The 14820-nt window shown below is 74.5% G+C and carries 14 protein-coding genes; 8 read left to right on the plus strand and 6 right to left on the minus strand.

Going from position 1 to position 14820, the window contains the following annotated elements; translation table 11 throughout:
• From ABFY03_RS27425 to ABFY03_RS27435, 3 genes are all read left to right on the plus strand, one after another.
• Window positions 1-384: a helix-turn-helix domain-containing protein gene (locus ABFY03_RS27425; RefSeq protein ID WP_030495036.1), complete on the plus strand. Its 384-nt coding sequence runs from the start codon at window positions 1-3 to the stop codon at window positions 382-384.
• Between the two features lie 158 nt (window positions 385-542).
• Window positions 543-1013, plus strand: a complete 471-nt coding sequence (locus tag ABFY03_RS27430; RefSeq protein WP_319008738.1) for a Dps family protein — start codon at window positions 543-545, stop codon at window positions 1011-1013.
• A gap of 135 nt (window positions 1014-1148) precedes the next feature.
• On the plus strand, window positions 1149-1403 hold the full coding sequence (locus ABFY03_RS27435; protein WP_078868431.1) for a hypothetical protein: 255 nt from the start codon (window positions 1149-1151) through the stop codon (window positions 1401-1403).
• Here the strand turns inward: ABFY03_RS27435 and ABFY03_RS27440 are convergent.
• From ABFY03_RS27440 to ABFY03_RS27450, 3 genes are all read right to left on the minus strand, one after another.
• Window positions 1351-2115, minus strand: coding sequence for an SDR family NAD(P)-dependent oxidoreductase (locus ABFY03_RS27440; RefSeq protein ID WP_346171038.1), 765 nt, complete (start codon window positions 2113-2115; stop codon window positions 1351-1353). The genes ABFY03_RS27435 and ABFY03_RS27440 overlap by 53 nt on opposite strands.
• Window positions 2116-2147: 32 nt before the next feature.
• Window positions 2148-2966 (minus strand): Fpg/Nei family DNA glycosylase, encoded by an 819-nt coding sequence (locus tag ABFY03_RS27445; RefSeq protein WP_319008740.1) that lies wholly within the window; start codon window positions 2964-2966, stop codon window positions 2148-2150.
• Between the two features lie 88 nt (window positions 2967-3054).
• Entirely contained in the window at window positions 3055-7737 is a 4683-nt protein-coding gene (locus ABFY03_RS27450; protein WP_428838195.1) for an Lhr family ATP-dependent helicase, read from the minus strand.
• A gap of 124 nt (window positions 7738-7861) precedes the next feature.
• On the opposite strand from ABFY03_RS27450, the gene ABFY03_RS27455 reads away from it, so the two are divergent.
• Genes ABFY03_RS27455 through ABFY03_RS27465 form a run of 3 tightly spaced genes read left to right on the plus strand, consistent with a single transcriptional unit; the run spans window position 7862 to window position 9901 of the window.
• Entirely contained in the window at window positions 7862-8782 is a 921-nt protein-coding gene (locus tag ABFY03_RS27455; RefSeq protein ID WP_346171040.1) for an AraC family transcriptional regulator, read from the plus strand.
• Window positions 8783-8792: 10 nt separating this feature from the next.
• Window positions 8793-9578, plus strand: a complete 786-nt coding sequence (locus ABFY03_RS27460) for an AzlC family ABC transporter permease (RefSeq protein WP_386723581.1) — start codon at window positions 8793-8795, stop codon at window positions 9576-9578.
• On the plus strand, window positions 9575-9901 hold the full coding sequence (locus ABFY03_RS27465) for an AzlD domain-containing protein (protein WP_346171041.1): 327 nt from the start codon (window positions 9575-9577) through the stop codon (window positions 9899-9901). Before ABFY03_RS27460 ends, ABFY03_RS27465 begins: the two co-directional genes overlap by 4 nt.
• Window positions 9902-9949: 48 nt before the next feature.
• Here the strand turns inward: ABFY03_RS27465 and ABFY03_RS27470 are convergent, their stop codons facing one another.
• Window positions 9950-10900, minus strand: coding sequence for a hypothetical protein (locus tag ABFY03_RS27470; protein ID WP_319008744.1), 951 nt, complete (start codon window positions 10898-10900; stop codon window positions 9950-9952).
• Between the two features lie 79 nt (window positions 10901-10979).
• Here ABFY03_RS27470 and ABFY03_RS27475 point away from each other — a divergent pair, with 79 nt between their 5' ends.
• Together ABFY03_RS27475 and ABFY03_RS27480 are read left to right on the plus strand one after the other, a co-directional pair.
• Entirely contained in the window at window positions 10980-11174 is a 195-nt protein-coding gene (locus tag ABFY03_RS27475; protein WP_031015116.1) for a DUF3046 domain-containing protein, read from the plus strand.
• A 230-nt stretch (window positions 11175-11404) separates the two neighbouring features.
• Window positions 11405-12544 (plus strand): AI-2E family transporter, encoded by a 1140-nt coding sequence (locus tag ABFY03_RS27480; protein ID WP_319008843.1) that lies wholly within the window; start codon window positions 11405-11407, stop codon window positions 12542-12544.
• Window positions 12545-12568: 24 nt separating this feature from the next.
• On the opposite strand, the gene ABFY03_RS27485 is transcribed toward ABFY03_RS27480, so the two are convergent.
• Entirely contained in the window at window positions 12569-13348 is a 780-nt protein-coding gene (locus tag ABFY03_RS27485) for a cytochrome d ubiquinol oxidase subunit II (RefSeq protein ID WP_319008745.1), read from the minus strand.
• An 84-nt stretch (window positions 13349-13432) separates the two neighbouring features.
• Entirely contained in the window at window positions 13433-14719 is a 1287-nt protein-coding gene (locus tag ABFY03_RS27490; protein ID WP_319008746.1) for a cytochrome ubiquinol oxidase subunit I, read from the minus strand.
• Window positions 14720-14820: the final 101 nt, after the last annotated feature.

Here is a 14820-nt window from a genome sequence, read left to right on the forward strand (position 1 = left end):
ATGATCTTGCTCCGTCGCCTGCTGGGTGACGTGCTGCGTCGGCAGCGCCAGCGCCAGGGCCGTACTCTGCGCGAAGTCTCCTCGTCCGCCCGAGTCTCGCTCGGCTATCTCTCCGAGGTGGAGCGGGGGCAGAAGGAGGCTTCCTCCGAGCTGCTCTCCGCCATTTGCGACGCGCTGGACGTACGGATGTCCGAGCTCATGCGCGAAGTGAGCGACGAACTGTCGCTGGCCGAACTGGCCGAGTCGGCAGCGTCGAGCGAACCGGTGCCGGCACCGGTCCGTCCGATGCTCAATTCGGTGTCGGTGACGTCGGTGGCCGGTGTGCCCACCGAGCGGGTGACCATCAAGGCGCCCGCGGAGGCCGTGGACGTCGTCGCCGCCTGATATCGAACGGGTCGAAGCCCCGGTCGACGCCCCCTCGCGGGGTGTCGGTCGGGGCTTCGTCGTGTCGATGTGTCATGGTGGGCATTTTGTTTGAGATGTCGGTTTCCGGACAGGCGTGCCATGGTGGGGGATACGTACGACTGGTTGGAGAGTTCCGTATGTCTGTCGTGAAGAGCCCGCTGTCCGACGCCGACCTCAAGACGGTCGGCAACGCCCTCCAGGGCGCCCTGGTCGACCTCCTGGACCTGGCGCTGGTCGCCAAGCAGGTGCACTGGAACGTCGTCGGACCGCGCTTCCGTTCCGTCCATCTGCAGCTCGACGAGGTGGTGGACACCGCCCGGACGCACTCCGACACGGTGGCCGAGCGGGCCTCGGCGATCGGGGTCAACCCGGACGGGCGTGCGGCGACGGTGGCCTCCACCAGTGCGATCGGCACGGTGCCGGACGGCTGGATCAAGGACGCGGAGGCCGTGCGGATCCTGGTGGCCTCGCTGGACGCGGTCATCACCCGGATGCGGGAACGCGTGGAGGCCACCGCCGACCCCGATCCCGTCAGCCAGGACATCCTCATCGGTCTCACCGCGGACCTGGAGAAGCACAGCTGGATGTTCCAGGCGGAGAGCGCCTAGGCGGCCGGGGTGGCGGGAAGCGCGGCGCGCGGAGGCGTCCGCCGGATCGTGCGCGGGGTGCGCGCCGGGGCTGACTCCGGTGCGCCCTCCCGCCGGGTGATCCTGCCGGTCTAGCGTCGAGCGCAGGAGGCGGCCATGGTACGGCGACGGGTTCCGCTGGTGACGCTCACGCTGATCGCGGTCGGGCTGGTGGTCGGGGGGCTCTGGTGGTGGGCGGTGCTGCGCCTGCTGCTGGTTCCGGGAGAGTCCGGAGCGGTCGAGGGGGCTGTGGCGGCCGGCGGCTGGGGGCTGAGCCTGCTGCCGGTGCACGTGGCCGCCTCGTCCCGGCCCGCGCGGCTCACCAGGGCATGGCGACGCCGCCGTTCGGCCGCAGGATCTGACCCGTCGTGAACGCGGAGGCGTCGCAGGCGAGATGGAGGACCGCGTGGGCGACGTCCTCGGGCTCGCCGACGCGTCGCAGCGGGGAGTGACGGACCATCGCGGCCTCGGCCTGCTCCTGGGCGGCCGGCTCGTGTCGGTCCGTCATGGGGGTGCGCACCCAGCCGGGAGCGACCGCGTTGACCCGGATGCCGTACGGGCCCGCCTCGACGGCGAGCGTCTTGGTGAGCTGGACGACGGCGGCCTTGGTGACGCTGTAGCAGAGCAGGCCGGGGCTCGCGGTGTCCATCGCGCCCGAGGCCATGGTGACGATCGACCCCCGGGTGCCGGCGGCGATCATCGAACGGGCCGCCTCCTGGCAGGCGTGGAGCACGCCCTTGAAGTTCACGGCGAAGACGCGGTCGAGGTCCTCGGCGCGGGTCTCCAGGACGGGACTGGTGTGCATGATCCCGGCGACCGCCGCCATCACGTGGAGGGGGCCGGCCGCCGCCACGGCGGCGGCGAGCGCGGACCGGTCGGTCACGTCGAGGGGGTGGACGTGAGCGGTGCCGCCCTCCCGGGCGATCAGGGCGGCCGTCTCCTTCAGGCCCGGCTCGTCGCGGTCCGCCAGGTGGAGGGTCGCGCCCGCGCGGGCGAGGAGGACGGCGCTCGCGCGGCCGATGCCGCTCGCGGCGCCCGTCACGAACGCGGTGCGGCCGGTGAGGTCGTACGCCGAGAGGCTCATGACGGGACGGTACGACCGGATCTGACGGATCGTCAATTACTCCGTGGCCGGGGATCCGTGGACGCGTCTCCGGGGCCGGGCTGGCAGGCTGGGCACCAGTACGTGACCCGGTCGCCCAGCTCCGCCTTGCGGACGGCGGCTCCGCAGCGCAGACAGGGGCGGCCCTCGCGGCCGTAGACGTGCAGCGGGGTGCCGGGGCGGCGGGTCGTCGTGGTGCGCCGGTCCGGACGGTCCTTGTTCGCCTCCAGCAGGCGGTGCGCGGTCGCCACCAGGCGGGGCGGGATGTCGGGCGCCAGCTCGCCGACCGGGAGCCACGGGCTGACGGCCGCCAGGAACGCCAGCTCCGACTTGTACACGTTCCCGATGCCGGCGAGGTTGCGCTGGTCGAGCAGGGCCTCGCCCAGCGACCGGGACGGATCGGCGAGGAGACGGCGCACCGCCTCCTCCGGGTCCCAGTCCGGGCCGAGGAGGTCGGGGCCCAGATGCCCCACCGCCCCCGACTCCTCGGCGGTACGGATCAGCTCCAGGACCGGGAGGCGGTAGCCGTACGCGGTGTACCGCTCGTTTCCGAGAACGGCGCGGATCTGGTGCCCGGGGCCGCCGCGCGGGCGCTCCCCGGTGGCGTACACCTTCCACGCCCCGTCCATCCGCAGATGCGAGTGGAGGGTGAGCCCGCCGTCGATCCGGGTCAGCAGGTGCTTGCCGCGCGGGGTGACGTCCAGGACCGCCCGGCCGGTGAGGTCGGCCGTCGCGAACCGGGGCACGCGCAGGTCCGCGCGGGTCAGCACCCGCCCGGCCAGCGCCTCGTGCAGCCGGTGGGCGACCTGCCAGACGGTGTCTCCCTCGGGCATCGGCAGTCCTCCTGGGCGGTTCTCCTGGACAGTGTTCCTGGATGGTTCTTCTGGACAGGTCTCCTGTGCGGTTCTCCGGGGCGGGCCGTCAGGCCGTCGGGCTGTCGGGCTGTCGGGCTCTCAGGCGGAGACCGCGGGGGGTGGCCACGAAGCCGGCGGTCTCCAGCGGGCGGGCCAGGGGGGAGGTCAGGGCCGTCGCGCCGTTGATCCGCTCCACCGTGACCGTGCCCAGGGCGCCCGCCCGCGCGGCCTCGGCCAGCGCTCCGGCCGCGGCCGTCAGGGCCGGGTCGTCCGGCTCCGCCGGCCAGGACAGCACCGACTTGCCGCCGCGCTCCACGTACAGCGTCAGCTCGCCGTCGACCAGGACCACCAGGGCGCCCGCCTTGCGGCCCGGCTTGTGCCCGGCGCCCGTCGGCGGCTCCGGCCACGGCAGCGCCGCCCCGTACGCGTTCGCCGGATCGGCGGCGGCCAGTACCACCGCGCGGGGGCCCGCGCCCCCCTCGGCGCCCCGGTCCCGGGCGGTCGCCGCCGCCCGCAGCCGGTCCACGGCCCCGTCCATCGCGAACTGGGCCGCGCCCAGCCCCTCCACCACATAGCCCCGCCGGGCCTGCCCGCTGTCCTCGAAGGCCGACAGGATCCGGTAGACGGCCGAGAAACCGCCCTCGACGCCCTCGGCGGCCACGGCGCCGCGGGTCACCACCCCGTGCCGGTCCAGCAGGGTGCGGGCCAGCGCGTGCGCCCGGTGGGTCGGCTCCGGCTCCGCGGGCGGCAGCAGCGCCCAGCGACCCGAGACCGTGGGCGGGCCCGAACGCGTGGCCGGCCGGGTGGCGCCCAGCGCCCCGAACCGCCCGCGCGGCACCGTGCGCCGCGCCCGGTGGGCGGTCGAGCCCGCGGTGCGGCCCGAGCCGAGGAGGGCGCGCAGGGGCGCCAGGGTGTCGTTGGTGAGCCGGCCCGACCAGGCCAGGTCCCACAGGGCGTCGGCGAGCTGCGGGTCCGTGGCGTCCGGGTGGGTGGTGATCCGGACCTGGTCGGCGATCTGCCGGAAGAACAGCCCGTACCCGCCGGACAGGGCCGTCAGCACCGACTCGTGGAGCGCCGTGAGCTCCAGCGGGTGCGGCGGGGGCAGCAGCAGCGGGGCCGCGTCCGCCAGGTAGAGCGACACCCAGCCGTCCTTGCCGGGCAGCGAACCGGCCCCGGCCCAGACGACCTCGCCGGTGGTGGTCAGCTCGTCCAGCATCGCCGGGGAGTAGTCCCGGACCCGGGACGGCAGGACCAGCTTCTCCAGGGCCGAGGCCGGCACCGGCGCGCCCTGGAGCTGCTCGACCGCCCGGGCCAGGCCGTCGATCCCGCGCAGACTGCTGCCGCCGAGGTGCTGCCACTGGGGCAGGAAGGTGGCCAGCGCGGCCGGCGGCACCGGCTCCAGCTCGTGCCGCAGGGCCGCCAGGGAGCGGCGGCGCAGCCGGCGCAGGACGGCCGCGTCGCACCACTCCTGGCCGATGCCCGAGGGGTGGAACTCGCCCTGGACGACCCGGCCGGCCGCGGCGAGCCGCTGGAGCGCGCCGTCGGTGACGGCGGCGCCCAGACCGAAGCGGGCCGCCGCCTGCGAGGAGGTGAAGGGGCCGTGGGTGCGGGCGTACCGGGCGAGCAGATCGCCGAGCGGGTCCTTGACCGGCTCGGTGAACGCCTCCGGCACGCCGACCGGCAGCGCGGTGCCGAGCGCGTCCCGCAGCCGTCCGGCGTCCTCGATCGCCGCCCAGTGCTCGGTGCCCGCGATCCGCACCGCGATGGCGCGGCGGGACCGGGCCAGCTCCCGCACCCAGCCCTCGTCGGCGCCGCGCTCGGCCAGCTCCGCGTCGGTCAGCGGACCGAGGACCCGCAGCAGGTCGGCGACGCCCTCGCGGTCCTTGATCCGCCGGTCCTCGGTGAGCCACTGGAGCTCCCGCTCCAGCTCCGTCAGCACCTCCGGGTCGAGCAGCTCCCGCAGCTCCGCCTGGCCGAGCAGCTCCGCGAGCAGCCGGGAGTCCAGGGACAGCGCGGCCGCCCTGCGCTCGGCGAGCGGGGAGTCGCCCTCGTACAGGAACTGCGCCACGTAGCCGAAGAGCAGCGAGCGGGCGAAGGGGGAGGGCTCGGGGGTGGTGACCTCGACGAGGCGGACCCGGCGGGCCTCGATGTCCCCCATCAGCTCGGTCAGGCCGGGCACGTCGAAGACGTCCTGGAGGCACTCGCGGACGGCCTCCAGGACGATCGGGAACGAACCGAACTCGCTCGCCACCTGAAGCAGTTGCGCGGCCCGCTGCCGCTGCTGCCAGAGCGGGGTCCGCTTCCCCGGGTTCCGCTTCGGCAGCAGCAGGGCCCGGGCGGCGCACTCGCGGAACCGGGAGGCGAACAGCGCGGAGCCGCCCACCTGGTCCGTGACGATCTGCGCGACCTCGCCCTTGTCGAAGAGCGTGTCCGCGGCGCCGACCGGCGCCTGGTCGGCGTCGTACACCGTGTCCTGGTGGCGGCTGGGGTCGACCGGCTCGTGGTCCAGCAGGTCGAGCCCCATGTCGAGGCCCATCAGATCGGCGTCCGGCAGCCGCAGCACGATGCCGTCGTCGGCGTGCATCACCTGCGCGTCCATGCCGTACCGCTCGGCGAGCCGGGCCCCCAGCGCCAGCGCCCACGGCGCGTGCACCTGGGCCCCGAACGGGGAGTGGACGACGACCCGCCAGTCGCCCAGCTCGTCCCGGAACCGCTCCACCAGGATCGTGCGGTCGTCCGGCACATGGCCGCACGCCTCGCGCTGCTCCCTCAGATACGCCAGGACGTTGTCCGCCGCCCAGGCGTCCAGGCCCGCCGCGATCAGCCGCAGCCGGGCGTCCTCCTCGCCGAGCGCGCCCAGCTCGCGCAGGAACGCGCCCACCGCCCGGCCCAGCTCCAGCGGGCGGCCCAGCTGGTCGCCCTTCCAGAACGGCAGCCGCCCCGGCACGCCCGGAGCCGGGGAGACCAGGACCCGGTCGCGGGTGATGTCCTCGATCCGCCAGGACGTGGTGCCGAGCGTGAAGACGTCGCCGACCCGCGACTCGTACACCATCTCCTCGTCCAGCTCGCCGACCCGGCCGCCGCCCTTCTTCGGGTCGGCCCCGGCCAGGAACACGCCGAACAGGCCCCGGTCCGGGATCGTGCCACCGGAGGTGACCGCGAGCCGCTGCGCGCCGGGGCGGCCGGTGACCGTGCCGGCGACCCGGTCCCACACCACGCGCGGGCGCAGCTCGGCGAAGGCGTCCGAGGGGTAGCGGCCCGCGAGCATGTCCAGCACGCCCGTGAACGCCGATTCCGGCAGGGAGGCGAAGGGCGCGGCCCGGCGGACCACCGTCAGCAGGTCGTCCACCTGCCAGGTGTCCAGGGCGACCATCGCGACCAGCTGCTGCGCCAGCACGTCCAGCGGATTGGCGGGGATCCGCAGCGACTCGATGGAGCCGGACCGCATCCGCTCGGTGACCACGGCGGCCTGCACCAGGTCGCCGCGGTACTTCGGGAAGACCACGCCCGTGGAGACCGCGCCGACCTGGTGCCCCGCGCGGCCGACGCGCTGGAGGCCGGAGGCCACGGAGGGCGGCGACTCGACCTGCACCACCAGGTCGACGGCGCCCATGTCGATGCCGAGCTCCAGGCTGGAGGTGGCGACCACGGCGGGCAGCCGCCCCGCCTTGAGGTCCTCCTCGACCTGGGCGCGCTGCTCCTTGGAGACCGATCCGTGGTGGGCGCGGGCGAGCAGCGGCGGCGCGCCCTTCGCGGCGCCGGACTGGGCCATGATCTCCGCTGGCGGGGCGCCTTCCGGGGCGGGCTCCCCGGTCGCCCGCTCGTAGGCGATCTCGTTCAGCCGGTTGCAGAGCCGCTCGGCGAGGCGCCGGGAGTTGGCGAAGACGATCGTGGAGCGGTGGGCCTGGACGAGGTCGGCGATCCGCTCCTCGACGTGCGGCCAGATCGACGGCTTGTCCCCGCCGTCCTTGCCCTCGGAGGCGGGGGAGCCGCCCAGCTCGCCCATGTCCTCCACGGGCACGACGACGGAGAGGTCGAACTCCTTGCCCGACGGCGGCTGCACGATCTCCACCTGGCGGCCGGGGGAGAGGAAGCGGGCGACCTCGTCGACCGGGCGGACCGTGGCCGACAGGCCGATCCGGCGCGCGGGGCGGGGCAGCAGCTCGTCGAGCCGCTCCAGGGTGAGCGCGAGGTGCGCGCCGCGCTTGGTGCCCGCGACCGCGTGGACCTCGTCCAGGATGACCGTCTCCACCCCGGCCAGGGCGTCCCGGGTGGCGGAGGTCAGCATCAGGAAGAGGGACTCGGGGGTGGTGATCAGGATGTCCGGCGGCTTGGTGGCGAGCGCGCGGCGCTCGGCGGCCGGGGTGTCGCCGGAGCGGATGCCGACCCGCACCTCCGGCTCCGGCAGCCCGAGACGGACGGACTCCTGGCGGATGCCGGTCAGGGGCGAGCGGAGGTTCCGCTCCACGTCGACCGCGAGCGCCTTCAGCGGGGAGACGTAGAGCACGCGGCAGCGCTTCTTCGGCTCGGCGGGCACGGGCGAGGACGCCAGCCGGTCCAGTGAGGCGAGGAAGGCGGCCAGGGTCTTGCCCGAGCCGGTCGGTGCCACGACGAGCACGTCGGAGCCCGCGCCGATGGCCCGCCAGGCGCCCTCCTGGGCGGCGGTGGGCGCGGTGAACGCCCCGGTGAACCACCCTCGGGTGGCCGGGGAGAAGTCTTCGAGCGCGGACGACGTGGCCATGCCCCCCATCGTGCACCCCGCCACCGACAACCGCCGTGACCTGTGGAGAACCCGGCCCGTCCGGCGGCGGGCCTCACCCTTGTGGGGGGAGCCCCGGTCGTGGCACGGGCCGGGGCGGACGCAGAATGGAGGCATGGCGAGGGGTGAGCGGGCACGGTACTGGCAGTACGCCGAGCTGCCGGGAGTGGACCTGCTGCACGCCCACTACATAGAGAAGACCTTCTCCCGGCACACCCACGAGACCTTCGTCTACGCGGCGATCACCGAGGGCGTCGAGGCCTTCCACTACAAGAACGACCTCGTCCACGCCGGACCGGGCCAGATAGCCCTGGTGAACCCGGACACCCCGCACACCGGTCACGCGGGCATCCCCGAGGGCTGGACCTACCGCACCCTCTACCCGGACGCGGAGCTCATCCGGTCCATCGCCGCCGACGTCATCGCCGTCCGCGGCCCGGTCGGCTTCACCCAGCCCGTCGTCGACGACCCGTACGCCGCCCAGCTCGTCATCGGCGTGCACCGGGCCGCGGAGGAGGGCAACGCGCTGGCCGCCGACAGTCTGCTGCGGCTGGTGACGGCGCGGATGCTGCGCAGTCACGGCGGCCGGCTGCGCCCGCTGGCGCCGCGGAGCGCGGGGGCCCGGGACGCGGCCCGGGCGCGTGCCGTGCTGGAGGAGCGGATGGCCGAGCCGCCCACCCTGGAGCGGCTGGCCGCCGACCTCGGCACCAGCCCGTTCGCCCTGCTGAGGGCGTTCCGCGCCGCGTACGGCATGCCCCCGCACACCTGGCTCACCGACGCGCGGGTGCGCCGGGCCCGGCGGCTGCTGGACGCCGGCACGGCACCCGCCGAGGCCGCGGTCGCCGTCGGCTTCACGGACCAGCCCCATCTGAACCGGCACTTCACCCGGAGCGTCGGCGTCCCGCCCGGCGCCTACCAGCGGGCCCGCGGCCTGGGGCGCGGGCCCGTACCGCGCGAGAACGGGCCGCGCGGGAACGTGAAGCGCGAGGACGAGCCGCGCAAGAACGTACAAGACGCGCCGCCGGCCGCTCCGTAACGTCGGGCGCGTGGCAGAACAGACAGCACACCCCGCCACGCGGGACCTACGTGACGACCCTCCCGCCGGCACGGCCGGGGCCGCCGCCGGCGGCCGGAAGCCCGACGCCGCCGTGGTCAGGGACGCGCTCGGCGTCGGCGTCGCCGTCGGGCTCTCCGGCTTCGCCTTCGGCGTGACCTCGGCCGGGGCCGGGCTCACCCTCCTCCAGACCTGCGTGCTCAGCCTGCTCGTCTTCACGGGCGCCTCGCAGTTCGCCCTCGTCGGCGCCCTCGCCGGCGGCGGGAACCCGTTCACGGCCGCCGCGGGCGCCTTCTTCCTCGGCACCCGCAACGCCTTCTACGGACTGCGCCTTTCCCAGCTCCTCGCCCTGCCGAGGTCCGTGAAGCCGTTCGCCGCCCAGTGGGTCATCGACGAGACCACCGCCGTCGCGCTGGCCCAGCCGGACCGCAGGTCCGCCCGGATCGGCTTCACCGTCACCGGGCTCACCCTGTACGCCCTGTGGAACCTCACCACCCTGCTCGGGGCGCTCGGCGCCGAGGCCATCGGCGACACCGCCGCCTGGGGTCTCGACGCCGCCGGGCCGGCCGTCTTCCTCGCCCTGCTCGCCCCGATGCTGAGGTCGGCGACCGAGCGGGCCACCGCCGGGATCGCCGTCGTCCTCGGCCTGGGACTGCTGCCCGTGCTGCCGGCCGGTGTCCCCGTCCTCGTCGCGGCGCTCGCCGCCCCGGCCGTCCTCTGGTTCCAGGGCCGCCGGGCACAGCGGGAGCCGGAACCGGACGAGGAGGCCGCTCGATGAACGCCCTGAACAGCACCCAGGTCTGGATCGCCATCGGCCTCACCGTCGCCGGCTGCTACCTGGTCAAACTGGCCGGCCTGCTCGTGCCGGCCCAGACCCTGGAGCGGCCGCTCGTCCAGCGGCTCGCCGCGCTCCTCCCCGTCGCCCTGCTCGCGGCGCTCACCGCCCAGCAGACCTTCGCCACGGGCACCATGCTCACCCTGGACGCCCGGGCCGCCGGCGTCGGCGCCGCCGCGCTCGCGCTCGTCCTGCGCGCGCCCTTCCTGGTCGTGGTCGGCGCCGCCGTGGCCGTCACCGCGGGGGTACGCGCCCTGGGCGGCTGAACCGCCCCCCCCGTACGAGCGGCCCGGGCCACGCGCGCGTGGCCCGGGTCAGCCGTCCAGTGGACGCCCGTACGCGCGCAGGGTGCGCAGCGCCTCGATGGTGACGATCGGCCGCCACTCCAGGGCCGAGCCCGGCGCCCAGGCCCGCCAGCGGATCGGCCAGCCCCCGTCCTCGGCCTGCTCCGCCGCGAGGAAGTCCAGCGAGCGGGACAGCTCCTCGTCGGTGAACCAGCCCCGGGCGAGCGAGTCCGGCACGCGCGCGTAGTCGTGCGGGTAGTGGTGCTCGCCCGGCGCGTACCCGTCGGCCACCGGGAAGTCCTCCGGCCGGTCCGGGTCCAGCACCGCGAGCCGCTGCTCGCGCACCAGCCGCCCGAGCCGGTCGGCCGCCGCCTCGGCCCGCGGCCGGTCCGGCGCCGAGTCGAGGAAGGCGACGGCCGCCTGTACCTCGTACGGATGGGACTTCTCCAGCGACTCCACCGCCGCCCAGCAGAACTCGGTGGCCCGGAACAGCCAGGCGTGCCAGACCTGGTTGCGGTGGAGAGTGCCCACCACCGGGCCCGTCGAGAGCAGCTCCCCGGGCGGGTCGTCCACGACGGGCACGAACGGCGCCGACGGATAGCCGCGCTGCGAGGGATGGATCGCCGGCAGCGCTCCCTCGTGCGTGGAGACCGCCGTCAGATAGCGGCAGATCCGCTCCACCCGCAGCCCGCCGCAGCGCCCGATCGAGTCGAGGACCCGCAGGGCGTGGGCGGTGTGCAGCGGCTGGCTCACCGGGCCCCGCAGATCCGGTTCGAGTCCGTGGCCGTAACCGCCGTCCTCGTCGAGGTACGCGGTCAGGGCCGCCTCCACCGGATCCGCGCCGCCGCGCAGGAAGTGGTAGGCGAAACGGCGCTGTTCCAGCACCCGGGCCGTCAGCCAGACGAACCGCTCGGCGCGGGCCAGCGGCGAACCGGGGGCCGCCGGAGGGGAGGTCGGGGAGGAGAGGGGTTTTTCGGCCATGCTCCGACCGTAGGGCGGAACCGCGTGGTGGCAAGCCCCAGCGGGCTGGCTGCACTCTTGGGAGCGGGATACTGGGGTCATGCGGTTGACGATTTTCTGGGAGCGGATGGCCGACCACTTCGGCTCCGGGTACGCGGACTCCTTCGCCCGCGACCACGTGCTGTCCGAGCTGGGCGGCCGGACCGTCCACGAGGCGCTGAACGCCGGCTGGGAGGCGAAGGACGTGTGGCGGGTGGTCTGCGCCGCCATGGACGTACCCGCCGAGAAGCGCTGAGCGGCGGCCGCCGGCGATCCGCCGGGCCCGGTCGGAATGTCCGCCGGGTGCGCGAGACTGGCGGGGTGGCCCCGACTGACGAAACCGAGATGACCACCCAGCAGACACCGGCGGCGCCCGCCGCCCGGACCGCGGCGCCCGACGCCGACGCGTCGCCGGGCGCCGTCGCCGCCTCCGGCGGGCAGCCGCCCGCCGAGGCCGTCCCCACCACCTCGGCCTCCGGGGCGCACATGCCCCGCTGGCTGCCGCGCGCGATGGTCCTCGCGCTCGCCCTCTACGCCTGCTTCCTCCTCGGCGACTGGGCCTTCCACCAGCTCGTCGGCCTGCTCGTCAACATCCTCCTCGCCTTCTTCCTGGCGCTCGCCATCGAACCGGCCGTCGGCCGCATGGCGGCACGCGGAATGCGCCGGGGGCTCGCCACCTTCCTCGTCTTCTTCGGCGTCCTCGTCGTCGGCATCGGCTTCGTCGTGCTGCTCGGCTCGATGCTCGCCGGCCAGATCGTCGACATGGTCGAGAACTTCCCCAAGTACCTCGACTCGCTGATCAACTGGATCAACCAGACCTTCCGCACCGACCTCTCCCGGGTCGAGGTCCAGGACAGCGTGCTCAAGTCGGACTGGCTGCAGAAGTACGTGCAGAACAGCGCCACCGGTGTCCTCGACGTCTCCGCGACCGTCCTCGGCGGGCTCTTCCGGCTGCTGACGATCTTCCTCTTCGCCTTCTACTTCGCCGCCGACGGGCCCCGCCTGCGCCGCGCGCTCTGCTCCGTCCTGCCGCCCGCCCGCCAGGCCGAGGTGCTGCGCGCCTGGGAGATCGCGGTCGACAAGACAGGCGGCTACCTCTACTCGCGCGGCCTGATGGCCCTGATCTCCGGCGTCGCGCACTTCGTGCTCTTCGAGATCCTCGACATGCCCTACGCGCCGGCCCTCGCGGTCTGGGTCGGTCTGGTCTCCCAGTTCATCCCCACCATCGGCACCTACCTGGCCGGTGCGCTGCCGATGCTGATCGCCTTCACCGTGAACCCCTGGTACGCGCTGTGGGTGCTCGGCTTCGTCGTGGTCTACCAGCAGTTCGAGAACTACATCCTCCAGCCGAAGCTCACCTCCAAGACGGTCGACATCCACCCCGCGGTGGCCTTCGGCTCGGTGATCGCGGGCACGGCCCTGCTCGGCGCCGTCGGCGCGCTGATCGCCATCCCGGCCGTGGCCACCCTCCAGGCGTTCCTCGGGGCGTACGTGAAGCGGTACGACGTCACGGACGACCCCCGGGTGCACGGCCACCGCAGGTACGGCGAGGCGGTCGTGGCGCGGCTCCAGAAGGCCCTCCACTCCAAGAAGGAGAGCACGGGGAGCTCCGAGGAGGACGGGTGACGCCGCCGCTCGTCCGCGGCGGGGTCACAGGTACGAGGGGCCGGTGACGCGGCCCCGGAAGGCGTACCAGATCCATCCCTGGACGGCCGCGAGCAGCGGGGTGACGACGGCCAGGGCCGGGACCAGCAGGGCCAGCGTCCCGGGCGCCGCCGCCTGTTCGGCCAGTGGCAGGGCCGATCCCGCCCACAGCGGCAGCCCGCCCAGCAGGACGGCGGTGAGCGCGAGCGGATGCCAGGGCCGGGCGGCCCGGCCGACCAGCCGCCGGGCCCGCTGGTACGGGGCGCCGGTGAGCCGCAGCGAGGCGAAGCCGAGGCCGTGCGCCGCGAACAGGGCGGCGACCGCCGCCGCGGCCACGACGGCGACGGGGCCGGTGGCGGGCTCGTACGGTCTGCCGGTGAGGAGGGCCGCGAGCAGCAGTCCCCAGGCGAGGGCGACCGCCCAGCTGCCGGCCGTCACCGCGGCGTCGCAGGCCGCGCGCCAGCGGGCCCCCGGGCCCCGGCCCCGCGACCACAGGCCCGCGTCCCGCACGATCCAGCCGGCCAGGAGCGCCACCAGGACCGGCGCCTGGCCGCTCAGCAGCTCGCCCTCCAGCGCGGGGAAGCAGCCGACGAGGACACCGGCGGTGGCGACCAGCCACACCTCGTTCCCCAGGAAGAAGGGGGCGAAGGAGGCAACAACGAGTCTGCGTTCGGAGTCGCCGCGGCCGAGCCAGGGCAGCAGCATGCCGCTGCCGATGTCGGTGCCGGCGAGCACGAACCAGCCGGTGGCGCAGAAGGCGAGCAGGGCGACGGCCAGGGTTTCCACGGTTCTCCTCGGGCCGGGTCGGGCGGTGCGGACCGGCGTGCGGTGCCGGTGCCGAAGGCGGGAGTCGGTGTCGGGGCGACGGGGTCAGTAGCGGGGCAGGGGTGCGGTGGGGACGGGCGGGGAGTCCTCCCGGACGCGCTCGTCCCGGCCGAGACCGGTCTCGACCGGGCCGCGGCGGGCGTGCCGGGCCAGCAGCCAGAAGTTCAGGACGGCGAGCAGCAGGAAGAGCGCGGCGAACACGGTCAGGGAGAGCCGCATCGTGCCGGGGGAGAGGTCCGAGACGGCGTCCTCGGTCCTGAGCAGGCCGTACACCACCCAGGGCTGGCGGCCCGCCTCACGGAAGACCCAGCCGCCGGTCATGGCGAGGTACGGCAGCGGCACGGAGGCCATGAGGACCAGGTGCCACAGCCGGAACCTCAGCACGGCCTTCCGGAAGGCGGCGAGGATCACCCCGGCGAAGCAGAGGTACAGCATCAGCCCGAAGCTGATCAGCATCACCAGACCGCCGCCCCGGGTCAGCCCCTCGGAGGGTATGTGGTCCCCGGGGCCGAAGCGGGTCGTCAGCTCGGCCTGCACCCGGGCGATCTCGGCGGCCTGCCCCCGGAAGACGGCCGCCTTCATCGGCTGGAAGGAGGCCAGGGACGCGAACTGGAGCCCGCCGCTGACCGCCGCCGCCATCAGCGCCGGCGCCGCGACGTAGACCCCGGTCCGCAGGCTCCGCCGGAAGAAGTCCGCCTCCGCCGTCCGCCGGAAGAGGTGGTAGGCGCTCACCCCGGCCATGAAGAAGCCCGCGGTGAGCAGGGCTCCCGCCAGGACGTGGGCGAGCGGGAGGAGCGCGGCCGGGTTGGTGAGGACGGCGGCCGGGTCGGTCAGGACGAGCTCGCCGCCCTCGGAGCCGTACCCCACCGGATGGTTGAGGAAGCCGTTGGAGACGAGGATCCAGTACGCGGAGAGGTAGGCGGTCAGCACCACGACCCAGATCGTCGCCAGGTGGGCCCAGCGGCCGAGCCGGTGCCAGCCGAAGATCCACAGGCCGAGGAAGGTGGACTCGACGAAGAACGCGACGAGGGTCTCCACGGCCAGGGACGCGCCGAGTATGTTGCCCGCCTCGTGGGTGAGGCCGCTCCAGGCCATGCCGAACTGGAACTCCATGACGAGGCCGGTGACGATCCCGACCGCGTAGTTGATCACGTACAGCTGGCCCCAGAAGCGGACCTGGCGGGCGTCCTCCGGGCGCCGGGTGAGGGTGGCGCGGGTCTGGAGGACGGCCACGATCGTCCCGAGGCCCAGCGTGAGGGCGACGAAGAGGAAGTGGCCCGCGGCGGTGAGGCCGAACTGGAGCCGCGCGAGATCGAGTACGTCCTGATGCACTCCGCCAGCATGCGCGGGCGGGCCCCCTCGCCACATCTGACCTGGGGTGACAATCGACGGCCGGTTCTGTACGCCTTCGGTGGTGCGCGGCGGGCCCGGCG

The organism is Streptomyces roseofulvus (assembly GCF_039534915.1).
GTDB lineage: Bacteria > Actinomycetota > Actinomycetes > Streptomycetales > Streptomycetaceae > Streptomyces > Streptomyces roseofulvus.